Here is an 18,498-nt window from a genome sequence, read left to right as displayed (position 1 = left end):
GACATTATATTATCTATAAATCGGGCGCAAAGGTAGGAATATTTTCTTGACCGACAAAAGAATACCCAAAGAAAAGATGGTAATATCCGTATTTTTTGTAATATTGCAAATCTAATATTATACGACTTTCAACATGAACGGAACATTGGACAAAATCAGGGTGCAGTTTGATTATCTGCCACTTATTAATTTCGCGATGCAGCAAAACAAAGTATCGGTCATCCATCAGCTTTCGATTGAAAATATGACGTCCGAACCCTTCAGAAACATTCAGGTACAAATCACGGCCGAGCCCGACTTCGGCAGTATCACTCCTGTGATGATGGAAGCGATTCCCGCCAATAATTCCGTGTGTCTGCAATCGTTCAGCCTGGTCTTGTCCGCCAATTATTTCGCCCAGCTGACCGAGCGTATGTCGGGAAGTCTGAAAATAGAAATCCGCTCCGAGGCGGAAACGATCTTTACCCAGACCTACCCCATCGACATTCTGGCATACGACCAATGGGGCGGAATCAATATATTCCCCGAGATGCTGGCAGCATTCATCACCCCGAATCATGCCGTGCTCACTCCTATTATCAAGAGAGCCGCCGCCATTCTGGAACAGTGGACCGGTACTCCTTCACTGGACGAATACCAAAGCCGCAATCCGGACCGTGTGAGAAAGCAGATGGCAGCTATCTACACCGCCCTCACCGAACAGCAGATTATTTACAGCACCATTCCCGCCAGCTTCGAAGAGCACGGGCAGCGTGTCCGTCTGATAGATTCCGTACTGGCACAAAAGCTCGGAACTTGTCTGGATATGGCACTGCTTTATGCTTCCTGCCTCGAATCCATCGGACTGAATGCCCTCATCGTCATCACCAAAGGGCATGCTTTCGCAGGCGGCTGGCTGGTGCCGGAAACCTTTCCGGACCCTGCCATCGACGATGTATCCTTACTGACCAAACGAACCGCCGAAGGAATCTACGACATTACACTGGTAGAAACCACCTGCATGAATATGGGACATAATGTCGACTTCGACAACGCTGTGAAAAGCGCTAACGGCAAACTGAGCGATCCGGGCAGTTTCATCCTCGCCATCGACATCAGAAGGGCCAGGCATTCGGGAGTCCGCCCGATCCCGCAGCGCGTACTGAACGGACAAGTATGGGAAATAAAGGAAGATGAGGATATGAACAGAAATACCACGCACGCTACTCCGCAAAGCGTGAATCCATATGATTTGTCGGGCAGCGAAACTCAGACAGTCCTCACCAAACAGTTGCTTTGGGAAAGAAGACTGCTGGATTTGAGTCTGCGCAACAACTTGCTGAACATCCGGATTACAAAGAATACTCTTCAGCTGATTCCGGCAAACCTTGCCTGTCTGGAAGACGCCTTGGCGGAAGGAGATGAGTTTCGTATCCTCCACCGTCCCGCCGAATGGGAGAATCCGGCGATGGAGTTTGGCATTTATTCTTCCATACCGGAATCGGATCCGATAGCCGACTTCGTTAATTCGGAGCTTTCACAGAAAAGGTTACGTTTTTACTTGCCGGAGAATGATTTGGGCAAAGCACTGACTCACCTGTACCGTTCGTCCCGTACTTCTATCGAAGAGAACGGAGCGAACACGCTTTATCTGGCTCTCGGACTTCTGAAATGGTACGAAACGCCTTCCAGCGAGCGTCCCCGTTATGCACCGATATTGCTGCTGCCGGTCGAAATCATCCGCAAGTCAGCCGCCAAGGGGTATGTGATTCGTTCGCGGGAAGAAGAAACGATGATGAATATCACCTTATTGGAAATGCTTCGTCAGAACTTCGGCATTTCCGTACCGGGACTTGATCCGCTTCCGACGGACGAAAGCGGAATCAACGTAAAACTGATTTATTCCATCATCCGGCACTGCATCAAGAATCAGCGCAAATGGGATGTGGAGGAACAGGCTATTCTAGGTATCTTCTCCTTCAACAAGTTTATCATGTGGAACGACATCCACAACAATGCTCACAAACTGACTCAAAACAAGGTGGTCTCCAGCCTCATCAACGGAAAGATCGAATGGGACGCGATTACGGAAGAGATGGATGCCTCTTATATGGACAGACAGTTATCTCCGGCAGATATCGTGCTGCCCATCATTGCCGATTCATCTCAGCTGGAAGCGATTTATGAGGCGGTGCACGACAAGACTTTTATCCTGCACGGCCCTCCGGGAACCGGAAAGTCCCAAACGATAACAAACATCATCGCCAACGCGCTTTATAAGGGTAAACGAGTCTTATTTGTTGCCGAGAAGATGGCAGCCCTCTCCGTCGTCCAAAACAGACTGGCGGCGATAGGACTTGCTCCGTTCTGTCTGGAAATTCACTCCAACAAGACAAAGAAATCCACTGTCATCTCGCAACTAAAGGAGACAACCGAAATCATCAGACGAACTCCTCCCGAAGAGTTCAGGAAGGAAGCCGAACGCCTGCTGAAATTACGAACGAAACTAAATAAATACATCGAAGCGTTACACAAGGAATATCCTTTCGGACTTTCCCTCTATGATGCGATCATCCACTACCAGTCAACAGACGTTGAACCCTGCTTCGATATCCCGTCATCTTATCTGGACAATCTGGACAAGGATCGATTCTCACATTGGGAAGATGCCATCGAATCTTTGGTCAGTACCGCCAATGCTTGCGGCCACCCGCATCTTCACCCATTGACAGGGATTTACATTCGGGAATATTCGTCCGCCATCAAAGAGGAAGCCTCCCAAACGCTCGCCACTTTCATCGGCTTATTGACTGCCATACAGTCAAAACTGCCTGTCTTTTCCGCTTTACTGGAAGATACGGACATTCATCCCACCCGCAAGGATTTCGATATAATCACCGCCATTATCCGGAAAATACTCGATATTCCGGAACTGACGCCCGAACTGCTGACCACTCCTTTATTAAATGAAACACTGGAAGAGTACCGGAAAGTGACGGAACACGGCAGGAAACGCGATGAAATCAAAGCAGAAATAGAAAACGGATTCACCAAAGAGGTACTGAAGATAAACGCCGGCCCCATGCTGGCCGAATGGAATCGGGTATCCGCCCAATGGTTTCTCCCACGGTATTTCGGACAAAGAAAAATAAAAAAGGCGATTCGTCCTTACGCTCTGCAGCCGGTAAAGCCGGAGACAGTCCAACCTCTGCTCCATCAGGTCATCCGGTATCAGGAAGAGCTTGATTTTACAGACAGATACACCGCCAAGCTGCCTTCTTTATTCGGAAGATTCGGAAGAGACGAAGAGTGGGACATCATCGATCAGATCATCCATGAGGTATCTTCGCTTCATTCCCTGTTACTGAGTTATTCAAAAGAGGTGGCGAAAACATCCCGAATCAAACAGAACTTAGCGTTACAACTGACGGAAGGTATCCGGACATTCAGAGATATCCATTCTCATTCTCTGAATGAATTGTATCAGCTGGTCGACACGCTTACGGCAACCGAGCAACGGCTTTCCACCACTCTGGGCATAACCGTAGAGACGCTTTATACAAACTCCGCCGACTGGATCGGTATCGCCCTACAGCAAGCCGGAACATGGAAAGAAAATCTGGATAAACTCAAAGACTGGTATCAATGGCTTCAATCCTACAACAAGCTGAACGAGCTGGGTATCGGATTTATCGCAGAAGAATATAAGGAAAAGAATATTCCTACGGACCTGCTCACCAGCAGCTTCCGCAAGAGTTTCTACCAAGCCGTCATTCACTATATCATCGCCAAAGAACCGACGCTGGAATTATTCAACGGCAAGATATTCAATGATATTATAGCCAAATACAAGCAGGTATCCGCCAACTTCGAGGACATTACCAAAAAGGAACTGTTCGCCAGACTGGCTTCCAACATTCCGTCCTTCACCCACGAAGCCATTCAAAGTTCAGAAGTCGGAATATTACAAAAGAATATACGCAATAATGCACGCGGAATATCCATCCGCAAGTTATTCGATCAGATACCTACCCTGCTGTCGCGTATGTGTCCTTGCATGCTGATGAGCCCTATATCGGTTGCCCAATATATCGACACCGATGCGGACAAATTCGACTTGATCGTCTTCGACGAAGCTTCACAGATGCCGACTTACGAAGCGGTAGGCGCCATCGCCCGAGGCAAGAATGTAGTCATCGTAGGCGACCCCAAACAGATGCCGCCTACCAGCTTCTTCTCCGTCAACACCATTGACGAAGACAACATCGAGATGGAAGATCTGGAAAGTATCCTTGACGACTGCCTTGCTCTCTCTATCCCTTCCAAATACCTGCTGTGGCATTATCGAAGCAAGCACGAAAGTCTTATCGCTTTCAGCAACTCCGAATATTACGATAATAAGCTGATGACTTTCCCGTCACCGGACAACATCGAATCGAAAGTCAGAATGGTCGCCGTAGACGGTTATTATGACAAAGGAAAATCCCGTCAGAACCAAGCGGAAGCGCAAGCCGTAGTAGACGAAATAGCGAGAAGGCTGAGAAGCGAAGAATTAAGGAAAAAGAGTGTGGGGGTAGTCACTTTCAGTGTGGTTCAGCAGGCGTTGATAGAAGATTTGTTATCCGATCTCTTCATCTTCCACCCCGAACTGGAAACCTTTGCGCTGGAATGTGAAGAACCCCTGTTCATCAAGAACCTCGAAAATGTGCAGGGAGACGAACGGGATGTGATACTGTTCTCCGTCGGCTATGGTCCCGATGCCGAAGGGCGCGTCAGCATGAACTTCGGTCCGTTGAACCGTGCGGGAGGTGAAAGACGGTTGAACGTAGCCGTCTCCCGTGCCCGATATGAAATGATCATCTTCTCTACGCTGAGATCGGACATGATCGATCTGAACCGGACTTCTTCTATCGGAGTAGCCGGACTGAAACGCTTCCTTGAATATGCGGAGAAAGGAACCAAGCGCATACTGAATACCTCGACCAGCATCCAGCCCTCGGAAGAAGAAACTTCCATCGAGAAGATTATTGCCGACAAGTTACGTTCTTTGGGATATACCGTACATACCGATATAGGCTGTTCCGGATACAAGATCGATATAGGCATTGTCGATACTCAGAACCCGTCCAACTACCAATTAGGCATTATCTGTGACGGAAAGAACTACAGACGTACCAAGACTGTCCGTGACCGGGAAATTGTTCAAAACAATGTACTCAAAGCACTGGGATGGAATATCTGCCGTATATGGACGATGGACTGGTGGGAAAAGCCGGATGAAGTGATGGCGTCTATACAAGCAGCGATTGCTCAGGATATGAAAGCGGAGAAACCGGTTATAGTAAAAAAGGAACAAGAAAAAAGAGAAAAGAATGTGCAGGAAACGCCGATGCAGCTAAAATCTGCATGCGCATACACAAACTTTTCTTTTATCTCCGTACAAAATTATAATAGTACTAAAATACGTCCGTTCCTGTACGCTGCCGACGACATCTTCGCTAAAAGAAATAATCCTATTATTGTCTCCCAAGTCCAAAAGATAATAGAAAATGAAGCCCCGATCAGCAAAACCTTACTTGGAAAGAAAATCATATCCGAATGGGGAGTCAACCGTGTAGGACCACGAATAGATGCTCAATTGGAAATAATATTCGACACATTACATCTTTACCGCATAGAACATGACGGGCTTATCTTCTGCTGGAAAGATGAAGCGCAATACCGTTCTTATTCAGAGTACCGTCCCGATTCCGACCGAGATGCAGCGGATCTGCCACCCGAAGAAATAGCCAATGCCATCCAACAAATATTAATCAATTCCATCAGCCTGCCTTTACCCGATTTGGCAAAAGCATGCGCACAAGTATTCGGCTTCACACACATGGGGTCAAACATCGAAGCATCCATGCTCAGAGGGATTCAGGAAGCGGTAAAAAGGAATTATGCCAAAGTTGAAAACGGAAGGGCAACGATCATCGATTAACACGGTAAGGCAGACACAAACAGCCGCCACCCGTCAATACCCCTTCTGCAAACGTTTCAGAGCAGCAATAGAATCAGCTACATACGTATTATCCGGTTCTATGGAACGCCAATAACAAAGCGACCCTATCAACCGTTTCAGATAGGCAGGATCATGGGAGCCGATTCTGCGTTGATGTTCCGCCAGCCCCTTTGTCAAAATGAAATAGACATTCTTGCGAATCTCTCTCTTTCGGGCTTTAGGAATGGTCAGCTTCACACCGGAGCTGACGGATACGCCCGTGATTATCTTCCTGTCATTCTCATTCAGAAAACGAGTTTTCTGATGATTCGGTTCAAACTTCTCTTCCCTGATGATTTCCTTGACCCGGGCAAGCACCTCCTCTTTCGGAAAGACATCGCCCGAAAAGGTGAGGTCGTCGGCATAACGACTATAAGTCAGCCCGAATTCTTCCGCCATCACCGCCAGTTTCCGGTCCATCTCATAAGCGATGATGTTACTCAGTACCGGACTGGTAGACGCTCCTTGCGGCAAATGCCGACGCATACAACACAACTCGCCCAGCACTTTCGATATATTCTTCGGATAGCCGATCTTTTCGAAAGTCTTTTTCACCCTCGGACTACGTATGGAAATAAAGAAATCATGGATATCCGTCTTCAAGACACAGCGTTTTCCCAGATGAGGACGGACGTTATCGACGATGGAATGCTGACGCCGGAATCCCGTAGCGGCAGGATGCACATTTACAGACAGTAATATACGATGATAAATAGTATCCTGAATGGCTTTCAGTTCCTTGTCCGGAGCAGAGATCATACGGTATCCTCCTCTCCGCTTTCTGATCCAGAACTCCCGATAATGCGAAGAGACATCCTGCAGTATCTCTTTCAACCTCATCACCTCTATTCCCAACAGATTGGCACACCACACCACCGCCTCTTCATCAAATACAGGACATGTTCTCATTTTAGGAGTGACTACTCCTAAAGCATGCCTGAGCCAGGCTCCATGTTCCCATTTGTTTTTGGAAGTCTCTTCGTTAGTAGTATTACCGCTGCCTGTTGCTTTCCATCTCTTATATCCTTCCTGTTTCCGGCTCGAAGAAATCAATTTATAAATCAGAAAACCGGTAACAATAAGTATCGTAATTAAAATTCCGTCCATCTTGTTGTTACATATATAAAAAGGAGAAGAAGAGGATGAGATTTTACTAAAATAAATAGAGGTATTTATACCAGAGATTTATTTTCCAGGAAAATACCTGTGCCTGCGAGGCGACTACACCTCTTTTCTGCTAAATTTTTCCTCATCCTCTTCCTCACAAAGATATGTATTTTCTATACATTATGCAACTGTTATGAAGAAAAAACTATCGGTTAAACAACTCGAAAGTAAATTTACATCCGATCCCGCTGAACTTCCAGTTCTCACTGCTGACGAATACTCCCACATCAAAGACATGCGTACCGATACCATAACCCACTTCCAGATATGGCTGGAGATGCGGCATAGAGAGCGCACTGATATAAAGACGTTCGTTCTGCACATAGCGGGTATATTTCATCAAATGCCGGAGAATAAGGAAAGGAGCCTCGTAAGTGAAATGTCCGCGTACATAGCGGCGGGAGGAGTTGTACCAACGTCCGTCGAGCACCTGAAACACACCACCGATTTCATCATTCCACCCTACCGGCAGATTATGACGGGCAAAATTGGCAAAGTCCACAAAGTACAGTTCATCCTGATTGGTAAACGCCCCGAAGCCGAAACGATAATAAATATTTCGCATCAGCCCCAGCTGAATCTTATGTTGAAGGTCGAATTCTATCCGTTCATATTCTCCAGTACTTTTAAATACTCCTTCTATTCCCCGTTCATAGTCCACCGAAAATGTCGGATAGTCAGAGCGGAGATTGATCTTACGCTTTCCGTTCATATAATAATAAAGCGCCGGAGTCCATTCCACCCGGATGCGCGGGGCAAAGCTGATATAGGTATTTCTGAAGCGTTCCATAAATTCCGGCGGAGGCATCGGATAGTCACCCGTAATCACAAAACGGGATTTCTCGACAGCTGTTCTCTTGTGTGCCGAGAAACCGAGGCTGATATCCAGTCCGTTGGTAATTTCAAAACTATGACGGAAGTTGAAATACAAGTCCTTGAAATAATCCAGATGGATGAGGTCGAAATTAAAGATACTGTCCGGCATCGCTTTCAGTTCGTCCAGCATCTTGCTGCTATAGATACGGTTACCATTACCCACACTCAACCGGAAAAAGCCCCGTTTCTGCGGCCAGTACTCAAAGTCGGCATTCAGCGACCAGTAGAACTCTTTCCGTGTAAAGTTATAACCCAGTTTGGGTACGATGCGGAGCCACTTGTCGCCTCTGAAAATCCGGTTGTAACGGAAATCCTGCCGGTATGATAATCCGTTGCTTCCGCTATAACTGAACAAAAGCGGATTGATAAACGGCGAGAAGCGGACACTTCCGATATTGGACAGATTGAATTTATAATCTTCCACCATCAGGTCGCCCATCGTTCCCCAGAAAGCCTGACTCTTGGATTTTCGTTGCACCGACACGGTATCCCGTCTGTATGCATAATCCTTATAAAGTTGTTTTTCCCTGTCACTCAAAGGAATGGGACGTAATACGCCAAACGTGGAAGCATCTGTTTTATAGGCATTCGTATCACACTGCAAGGAGAATGATTCCGACAAATTATACTTTTTCTTCTCCTTCTTCCGAACCTTTCTTTCTTTCAGTTCTATTGATTTATAGTCCAACGAAGCGGTATAATTGCCGTCCACCTTATTGCCCAGGAACTTAAAAAGGGCCTCCACATCATAACGCACCGGGAGAAACTCATCTTTCTTTCCAACTTCCCCCATCTTGATCCAGCAAGTAAACGTAATCAGTTCCGACCGTCCCGAAAAACGTATTTCACGCACGCTCCATACATTGCTGCTGACAATCATATAGCCGCCCACCAGCTGGTCGCTCTTGGTACGGGGAATGAAACGTATCCGGTAGTCGAGATTATTGGGATCGCCCATCACACTGTCTATCCGGTATTTGTAGTATTTCTGCCCGTTCTTGGCAAGCGGAGACAGCAAGCGTTCGTCATTCAGAAGAGAAGATGAGTAGATATTGACACTAAAATATTCAAGCAGCCCCGGCAGTCCCCTGTTTCCTCTCACAGTGCCTTGTGATGCCTTTACTTTTTGGTCATAGATATTGGGAGCTGTATAATGCAGGTCACTGTACGTTTCGAGCAAGTATTCACGTACCCCTTTCTGCAAGCGAAACATCGAAGGAACGTACCGGAGGATAAAATTCTTCTTCTGAATATTCATCTTACCCTTTATATATAGGTTCGCGCGATAGTCGCTCACTATACTTTCATAAGAGGGAGCAAAAGTCATGACACGCTCAATGATGGAATCAGCAGATATCTCCTGACTTGTATAAGGATTAAGAACAAGATTGGCTGCCCCCTTCGGAATAAAAGAGAACAAGCACAACATACATCCTATCAATATCTTATATTTCAATCGTCGTATCTCCTTGTTTATTGTAGGCAAATATAAAAAAGAATATCGAAAAGCAAGGGAATTAAGCTGCAAAAAAGAGTTAGCAAGGAAAATCCTTTCCCCACGCCACGCATCATATCAGTTTTCATGGACATTTTTCTACTTATGCTACATTCACATTTCTATGTAGAAGGTGATTCATTCTTGCATGATTTAAATCACTTCTGCACAGTTATGAGTCATCTTGAGGCAGGCTATGAACTAATCCTGATTAACACGTTTTTTACCTCTTATCTTTAATAAATCTATCTTCGACTATACATAAAACTATTCGTCTGACAGCTGTTATTTTTTCGTCTGACAGCTGTTAGACGAAAGAGTAACAGTTGTCAGACGAAAGTTCAACAACTGTCAGACGAATAGATTTAAGTATAATGGGGACTAGTTCTTTGCAAAAACAGAATTAAATCTTAATAAAAAAGACGAATGATTAGTTCATTAACGTACAGTTTTGAACTAAAATGCTTACCATTCCTTTTAGGCACGAACAGGGTTTAAATAAAGAATGAGTCCCTTCCAACTAAACGAAAGTAAAAGTAACAGCATCAGTATAAGGCATCCCTGCATATCCGTGTTAAAGTTATCCTCACCTGCCTTTTATTTTCCACTTTATTCTTGACGAAAAAGAAAAATGTTGTATCTTTGTTATGCATTTCATACCAGAAGGCGGGGAAACCTGCCAATCCTCGTGGCAGGCATTTTTATGCCTGTCCACGTTCATATCTATATGGCGGTTCCGTACCCCCGTGTAGAATGTTAATGCATCTACTGCCTTCTGGTGAAATGCAACGGGAAAGGCGGAACCGCTCTTATTATTTTAGAAAATCTTCGCCTACCACACACTCATAATCACTTATTATGGAAACAGAACAAGTTGCCGTTCAACCAACGGTGGGAGGTATCACACAAGCTCCCCAAAATGTATTTATTGTTAATGACAGAGAATTAAAGGACTTCTACCTCAAATTCGCCCTCTTCCTGAACCCGGATTCCTGCTCCGTAAACCGCACTGAATTCGAAATGCTAAACATTCTGCTGAAAGACCTGAAGAAAATTGTGGGAGCACTCACCCATCTCACCATGCACGCTTGGGATGATGGCATAGCAGAAATCCTGCTCTCCTGCGGTGCCTACTCCATACAGGACGACTTAAACAAAAAAACGCGTATGCAAATGAACGCATCGATGGGGAAGCATCTACAGTTCCTCACCCAAATGGCTATGGACAGTCCTACAATGAAGCTGCTATACAGAAACATGAACAAGCATTATATGCAGGTAGAAATGTTAGTCAAACAGATGGCTGCGGAAATCGACCGGCAGAAAAACAAGGACGGACAGCAGGAAATACTGGCATCCATCTCTTAATCGGTTATAATCAAAAAGCGCCATGACGGGCAAAAGGTAATTCAGAGACGAATCAGTCCTTTAAAGAGGGGGTGTTCCTCAGAAAAATATATGTTTTTTCTGAAAATACCCTCTTTTAAATAGGGGTACTTTCAGAAAAAACATATATTTTTGCGCCATCAACCGATAAAAAGAAGACGATTTATGTCAAAAATGAGATTTTACGCCTTACAAGAACTTTCCAACCGGAAGCCGCTGGAAGTTACTGCCCCTTCCAACAAACTCTCTGATTATTATGGTAGCCACGTATTCGACCGCAAGAAGATGCAGGAGTATCTTCCGAAGGAAGCCTATAAGGCTGTTACCGATGCAATCGAAAAAGGTACACCGATCAGCCGTGAAATAGCCGACCTGATTGCCAACGGCATGAAGAGCTGGGCCAAGTCGCTCAACGTCACCCACTACACACACTGGTTTCAGCCTCTGACAGACGGAACCGCCGAAAAGCATGACGGCTTTATCGAATTCGGCGAAGACGGCGGAGTCATTGAACGATTCTCCGGAAAACTGCTGATTCAGCAAGAACCGGACGCTTCTTCTTTCCCCAATGGCGGTATCCGTAATACATTCGAAGCTCGCGGATATACCGCATGGGACGTTTCTTCTCCAGCATTCGTAGTAGATACCACGCTCTGTATCCCTACGATTTTTATCTCTTACACAGGCGAAGCGCTGGATTACAAGACTCCGCTTCTGAAAGCACTTGCTGCTGTAGACAAAGCTGCTACGGAGGTTTGCCAGCTATTCGACAAGAACGTAACACGCGTCTTTACCAACTTAGGATGGGAACAGGAATATTTCCTCGTAGACTCCTCCTTATATAATGCACGTCCCGACCTTTGTCTGACCGGACGTACCTTGATGGGACACTCTTCCGCCAAAGACCAACAGTTGGAAGACCACTATTTCGGCTCCATTCCTCCACGTGTCACCGCATTTATGAAGGAACTCGAAATCGAATGTCACAAACTGGGCATCCCTGCCAAGACCCGTCACAACGAAGTAGCTCCCAACCAGTTCGAGCTGGCTCCCATCTTCGAAAACTGCAACCTGGCAAACGACCACAACCAGCTTGTCATGGACTTGATGAAGCGTATCGCACGCAAGCATCACTTCAATGTATTGCTGCACGAAAAACCATATAGCAGCGTTAACGGCTCCGGCAAACACAATAACTGGTCGCTGTGCACCGACACCGGCATCAACCTGTTTGCCCCCGGAAAGAACCCGAAAGGCAATATGCTGTTCCTTACTTTCCTGGTAAACGTACTGATGATGGTATACAAGAACCAGGACCTGCTGCGTGCCTCCATCATGAGTGCCAGCAACAGCTACCGCCTGGGAGCGAACGAAGCTCCTCCCGCCATCCTCTCCTGCTTCCTCGGTTCACAACTCTCGGCAACCCTCGACGAAATCGTACGCCAAGTAGGAAACGAAAAGATGACACCGGAAGAAAAGACTACGCTGAAACTGGGAATCGGACGTATCCCGGAAATCTTGCTCGATACCACCGACCGCAACCGTACTTCTCCTTTCGCCTTCACCGGAAACCGCTTTGAGTTCCGTGCCGCCGGTTCTTCTTCCAACTGTGCCGCCGCCATGATCGCCATCAACGCCGCCATGGCCAACCAGTTGAACGAATTCCGCGCATCTGTGGAGAAACTGATGGAAGAAGGAGTGGGCAAAGACGAAGCTATCTTCCGCCTGCTGAAAGAAACCATCATCGCTTCCGAAGCCATCCGCTTTGAAGGCGACGGTTACTCAGAAGAATGGAGACAGGAAGCTGCCCGCCGCGGACTGACCAACATCTGCCACGTGCCGGAAGCACTGATGCACTACGTAGACAACCAGTCGAAATCGGTACTGATCGGTGAGCGCATCTTCAACGAAACCGAACTGAACAGCCGTCTCGAAGTAGAACTGGAAAAATACACCATGAAGGTACAGATCGAGGGACGCGTATTGGGCGACCTTGCCATCAACCACATCGTGCCGACGGCTGTCACCTACCAGAACCGGCTATTGGAGAATCTTTGCAAAATGAAAGAAATCTTCTCTCCCGAAGAATACGAAGTATTGAGCGCCGACCGCAAAGAGCTGATTCGCGAAATCTCACACCGGGTGACTTCCATCAAAGTATTGGTACGCGAAATGACCGAAGCCCGAAAAGTTGCCAATCACAAAGACAACTACAAAGAGAGAGCATTCGAATACGAAGAAAAAGTACGTCCTTATCTTGATAAAATCCGCGATCATATCGATCACCTGGAGATGGAGGTAGACGACGAAATATGGCCGCTACCCAAGTACAGGGAACTCTTGTTCACCAAATAAAAAGCTCCTGAAGATTGCACGAAAGAACCTGCTTTTGTGCAATCTTTTTATAGATTCGTTCATTTTCTCATTTTTTCTTTCTACTTTTGTGCTGTATAACACAGTTTTGTAGCACCCATGGTAAAAATGAACATGTCAGACATCGATATTTCGGAACCATTATCCGATTTGTTAGCTCCTTTGAATAACGAACAAAGGGAGTTTCTGATGAACAATTATACAATACAGACCTACAAAAAAAACGAAACCATCTACTGCGAAGGGGAGACTCCCTCTCATTTGATGTGCCTCATTACCGGCAAGGTCAAAATCTTCAAAGATGGTGTAGGAGGTAGAAGTCAGATTATCCGCATGATTAAACAGCGGGAATACTTTGCGTACCGTGCATACTTCGCAAAGGAAGACTTCGTAACTGCTGCCGCTGCTTTTGAACCTTCTGTTATCTGTCTCATCCCCATGACTGCCATTACCACGCTTATTGCTCAAAACAATGATTTAGCCATGTTCTTCATCCGCCAGCTTTCTATCGATCTCGGCATTTCCGACGAACGTACCGTCAGCCTGACACAGAAACATATCCGCGGACGTCTGGCAGAATCGCTAATTTTCCTCAAAGAAAGCTACGGTCTGGAAGAAGACGGGTCGACATTGAGTATTTATCTTTCCCGTGAAGACCTGGCAAATCTGTCGAACATGACCACCTCGAACGCCATCCGTACCTTATCACAGTTCGCTACGGAACGCCTGATCACCATCGACGGAAGAAAGATCAAAATCATTGAAGAAGAAAAACTCAAGAAAATAAGCAAGATAGGATAATACAGACCTTATACGATCATAAAAAGTGATCTGAAACTTTAACTGGAAGCCGATGTTCGTCACATCGGCTTTTTTATTTCTATACTATTGGAACTTATCAATTAAACAAGTACATTTGTCCTGTCAATATATTAATAACTTAACACAATTTCAGACCATGAAGAAAAGTATTTCCCTTCTTCTTTTGTCCTTACTTATGATTACCCCCAGTTGTCAGAAGCCAAAAGAAGTGACGAACGAGTACAATATCGTTCCGCAACCCAACCAGCTTGTTCCCAAAGAAGGCCGCTTCGAACTGAGTAACAAAGTCCGGCTGGTAGTTCCGTCCGATGCTCCGGAAGTTAAAAAGGTAGCCGACGGCTTTGCCGAACAACTGAAACAGACTGCCGGAATCTCTCTGAAAGAAGCCGAAAGCGTGGATGGAAAGCCTGCTATCAGTTTCGTACTACAAGAAGGTATGCCTAAAGAAGGCTACAAACTGTCTGTCACCCCTACCCTTATTACAGTTACAGCTTCCCAGCCGAACGGATTTTTCTATGGTGTACAGACTATTTATCAACTTCTTCCTCCCGCTGTTTACGGAAAAGAACTGAAGAAGAAAGCCGACTGGTCTGTTCCGGCTGTAGAGATCGAAGACGCTCCCCGCTTTGTACATCGCGGACTGATGCTGGACGTTTGCCGCCATTACGCCCCGATAGAGTATATCTACAAGTTTATCGACCTGTTGGCAATGAACAAGATGAACGTTTTCCACTGGCATCTGACGGACGATCAGGGATGGAGAATCGAAATCAAGAAATATCCGAAACTGACAGAGATAGGTTCCAAACGTGAAAAGACGCTGGTAGACTATTATTATGTGAACTATCCGCAAGTATTCGACGGAATAGAACACGGAGGATATTACACACAGGAACAGATAAAAGAAGTAGTAGCTTATGCTGCAAGCAAATATATCAATGTAATCCCCGAAATAGAAATGCCGGGGCATGCATTGGCGGCTCTGGCTGCTTACCCCGAATTGTCTTGTGATTCTACACAGACATATAAAGTATCACCTACGTGGGGCGTATTCGAACAGGTATTCTGCCCGAGCGAGACCACTTTCAAGTTCTTTGAAGGAGTCATGGATGAGGTAGTCGAATTATTTCCCAGCGAATACATTCATATCGGAGGGGACGAATGCCCCAAAACAGCTTGGAAGAACAGTGCTTTCTGTCAGCAGTTGATTCGTCAGTTAGGCTTGAAGGATGACGTGACTCCCAGCAAAGTGGACGGAATGAAGCATAGCAAGGAAGATAAACTGCAAAGTTACTTCGTTACCCGCATGGAAAAATACCTGAACGGCAAAGGACGCAATATCATCGGCTGGGACGAGATTTTGGAAGGCGGTCTGGCTCCGAACGCTACTGTCTTATCATGGCGTGGCGTTGAAGGCGGATTGAATGCAGCTAAAGCAGGACACAACGCAATCATGGCTCCCATGCCTTATGCTTATCTGGACTTCTATCAGGAAGATCCGGAAATCGCCCCGACTACCATCGGCGGATACACAACGCTGAAGAAGACTTATAGCTACAATCCTGTTCCGGATGATGCCGATGAACTAGTGAAAAAGCATATTATCGGTATGCAAGGCAACCTCTGGAGAGAATATATGAAAACTTCCGACCGAGTAGATTATCAGGCCTTCCCACGTGCAATGGCAATCGCGGAAACGGGATGGACGCTGGATGCCAACAAAAACTGGAAGAGTTTCTGCGAACGCATGGTTACGGAATTTGAGCGCCTGGAAGTCATGGATACCAAACCCTGCCTCAACTTCTTCGACGTAAACATCAATACTCATGCGGATGAAAACGGTCCGTTGATGGTATTGCTGGAAACATTCTACCCGAATGCGGAAATCAGATACACCACAGACGGCAGCGAACCGACTTACGGTTCTACGCTATATGAACAGCCTTTCGCACTTGAAGGAAACATCGACCTGAAAGCTGCCGCCTTCAAAGACGGCAAGATGCTGGGCAAAGTCACCAACAAGCCATTGTATGGCAATCTGCTGGCGGGAAAACCATTTACCGTCAATTATACAATGGGATGGACAGGGGATATTTTCGGCGACAATGATGTACTGGGAGCTGACAAAACAACTTTCGGTCTGACGAATGGTAAGAGAGGTAACAATGCTTCTTACACTCCGTGGTCCAGTTTCGCAATCGTAGAGGGTAAAGACCTGGAATTCATCGTCCATCTGGACAAACCGACAGAAGTAAGAAAAGTGGTCTTCGGCTCCTTGTTCAATCCTGCCATGAGAATGCTCCCCGCCGGAGGAGTTGCCGTAGAAGTATCTGCTGACGGTCAGCAATATACTCAGATAGCCGAAAAAGTATTGAAGCATGATTGTCCGGAAACGGGAAGAATCGCATTCACCGACTCTATCGAATTCGAACCGACACAAGCCACTTTCCTGAAAGTAAAAATCAAGAATGGCGGTACCTTGCGTAATGGCGTCAATTTCGAAAAGAACAACGGTCCGGAAGTCATTCCTGCCGAATTGTGGATAGACGAAATCGAAGCATATTAATGCCTGTGAGATAACAAAAAACGGTGGACATTCAGCTTGTTGCTCATGTCCACCGTTTTTTTATCGATTCAGTTCTTATTTATTCCATGCAAAGCATTCCGCCTTACTTCATCTTTAAATAATTCCCTTTGCAGAGAGATAACGTTCCGCTTCGATAGCAGCCTTACAGCCACTTCCCGCTGCTGTAATAGCCTGACGATAATGCGGATCAGCCACATCTCCCGCTGCGAATACTCCGGGAACTTTCGTACGGGGGCTGTCACCATCTGTAATAATGTAACCCACTTCGTCAGTATCGATATACTCCTTGAAGATATCCGAATTCGGTTTGTGACCGATAGCCAAGAAGAAACCGTCGATCGGCAGGCTGTAACGTTCTTCGTCCGATTCGCCCCAACGCTTCACGACATTCATACCTTCTACGCCGTTGTCGCCAAACAAGCCGACTACATTGTGTTCGAAAAGAACTTCAATCTTCTCATGCTTCTGCACACGCTCCTGCATAATCTTCGATGCACGCAGGTAAGGTTTGCGAACCACCAGATATACTTTGGATGCCAGACCAGCCAGATAGATCGCTTCCTCACAGGCTGTATCTCCACCGCCCACCACTGCAACGACTTTCTTCCGGTAGAAGAAACCGTCACAAGTAGCACAAGCGCTAACTCCCATTCCGGCGTATTTCTTTTCGTCTTCCAGCCCCAGGTATTTGGCCGTAGCACCGGTAGAAATGATCAATGCTTCCGTTTCAATCACCTTATCACCGTCAATCGTTATTTTATAAGGAGCTTTGCTCAAATCTGCCGCTGTAGCAATACCGAAACGGACGTCTGTTCCGAAACGGCTGGCTTGCGCACGCAAATCTTCCATCAACTGCGGACCACTGATTCCTTCCGGATAACCGGGGAAGTTCTCCACATCCGTAGTAGTCGTCAACTGACCACCGGGTTGCAATCCTTCATAAAGCACCGGACAAAGGTTAGCACGTCCTGCATAGATCGCTGCCGTATATCCGGCAGGCCCTGAGCCTATAATCAGGCATTTTACTTTTTCTATTTCTGCCATTTTATTGTTATATTATTGTTTTATATTCCAACTATCTCATCTCTTACTCAAAAGAACATCCTATCGTAAGTCTATCACTTCCGCAGTGGGGTATGCCTTCCGGTCGAAAGTGAAAACATGATCCGCATAATCCAGTCCGGTCTGATAAGCTGTCACGGTAATCTCATTACGCGTTTTCTGACCACGTTGCTGAAGCTGAATGTAAACCGGTTCATACGTACTCTTTGTCACATAAAGCGTAATACTTTCCAACTCTTGCTTTTTATCATTAGCAGTCAGAATCACTTCCCAAACAGCTTTACCCTGATATACCTTCACAGTTCCCAGCTTATAAGAGAATCCTTTCTGATACATATAAAGAAAGGTATACGGATTGATTTGCTGCAATTCTTCCTGAGTAGGATTGCTGACATTCACTTCATCATTTCTCACCATGTAACTCCACTGTGTTTTCCCGTCAAACCAAGTGGTTGTCTCGGAGGTCTTCAGCATAAACTTCTCGCCTTTCAACTGGATGATACCATTCTCACGTCCTTCTAGATGACCGTCATTGACAGCCTTCAAGGTAAAATCAGCCCTTACACCACCTGCCTTCTTAAATGCTTCGGCTGTCTTCTCCAGAACAGCTTTAGCCTGCGACTGCTGTTGTTGAGCAATCACAGGCAGTGACAGTAAAGCTATTAAAACACTAAAAATGTATTTTCTCATTTGATTAATAAACGATCT

Annotated in this window: 9 protein-coding genes; 5 read left to right on the top strand and 4 right to left on the bottom strand. The window is 46.0% G+C overall.

Features of this window, described 5'->3' with window-relative positions; translation table 11 throughout:
- The first annotated feature begins 133 nt into the window (after nucleotides 1-133).
- Nucleotides 134-5,962: an anti-phage protein ProA gene (gene proA / locus NBH01_RS07140; RefSeq protein ID WP_225679874.1), complete on the top strand. Its 5,829-nt coding sequence runs from the start codon at nucleotides 134-136 to the stop codon at nucleotides 5,960-5,962.
- A gap of 33 nt (nucleotides 5,963-5,995) precedes the next feature.
- Here the strand turns inward: proA and NBH01_RS07135 are convergent, their stop codons facing one another.
- Together NBH01_RS07135 and NBH01_RS07130 are read right to left on the bottom strand one after the other, a co-directional pair.
- Entirely contained in the window at nucleotides 5,996-7,129 is a 1,134-nt protein-coding gene (locus NBH01_RS07135) for a retron St85 family RNA-directed DNA polymerase (protein WP_008764510.1), read from the bottom strand.
- Nucleotides 7,130-7,334: 205 nt separating this feature from the next.
- Entirely contained in the window at nucleotides 7,335-9,494 is a 2,160-nt protein-coding gene (locus NBH01_RS07130) for a DUF5686 family protein (RefSeq protein ID WP_032813909.1), read from the bottom strand.
- A gap of 924 nt (nucleotides 9,495-10,418) precedes the next feature.
- On the opposite strand from NBH01_RS07130, the gene NBH01_RS07125 reads away from it, so the two are divergent.
- From NBH01_RS07125 to NBH01_RS07110, 4 genes are all read left to right on the top strand, one after another.
- Nucleotides 10,419-10,928: a hypothetical protein gene (locus tag NBH01_RS07125; protein ID WP_225679876.1), complete on the top strand. Its 510-nt coding sequence runs from the start codon at nucleotides 10,419-10,421 to the stop codon at nucleotides 10,926-10,928.
- 183 nt (nucleotides 10,929-11,111) lie between these two features.
- Entirely contained in the window at nucleotides 11,112-13,301 is a 2,190-nt protein-coding gene (locus NBH01_RS07120; protein ID WP_008764507.1) for a glutamine synthetase III family protein, read from the top strand.
- Between the two features lie 117 nt (nucleotides 13,302-13,418).
- On the top strand, nucleotides 13,419-14,120 hold the full coding sequence (locus NBH01_RS07115; RefSeq protein ID WP_008760011.1) for a Crp/Fnr family transcriptional regulator: 702 nt from the start codon (nucleotides 13,419-13,421) through the stop codon (nucleotides 14,118-14,120).
- Nucleotides 14,121-14,277: 157 nt separating this feature from the next.
- On the top strand, nucleotides 14,278-16,707 hold the full coding sequence (locus NBH01_RS07110; RefSeq protein WP_008764505.1) for a beta-N-acetylhexosaminidase: 2,430 nt from the start codon (nucleotides 14,278-14,280) through the stop codon (nucleotides 16,705-16,707).
- Between the two features lie 114 nt (nucleotides 16,708-16,821).
- On the opposite strand, the gene trxB is transcribed toward NBH01_RS07110, so the two are convergent.
- On the bottom strand, nucleotides 16,822-17,772 hold the full coding sequence (gene trxB, locus NBH01_RS07105; protein WP_074856390.1) for a thioredoxin-disulfide reductase: 951 nt from the start codon (nucleotides 17,770-17,772) through the stop codon (nucleotides 16,822-16,824).
- Nucleotides 17,773-17,832: 60 nt separating this feature from the next.
- Nucleotides 17,833-18,480: an outer membrane lipoprotein periplasmic chaperone LolA1 gene (lolA1, locus tag NBH01_RS07100; RefSeq protein WP_008760008.1), complete on the bottom strand. Its 648-nt coding sequence runs from the start codon at nucleotides 18,478-18,480 to the stop codon at nucleotides 17,833-17,835.
- Nucleotides 18,481-18,498: the final 18 nt, after the last annotated feature.

It is taken from the genome of Bacteroides sp. B1-V-101 (assembly GCF_023656585.1).
Classification (GTDB): Bacteria; Bacteroidota; Bacteroidia; order Bacteroidales; family Bacteroidaceae; genus Bacteroides; species Bacteroides thetaiotaomicron.
This window is presented reverse-complemented; position numbering and strand designations above follow the sequence as displayed.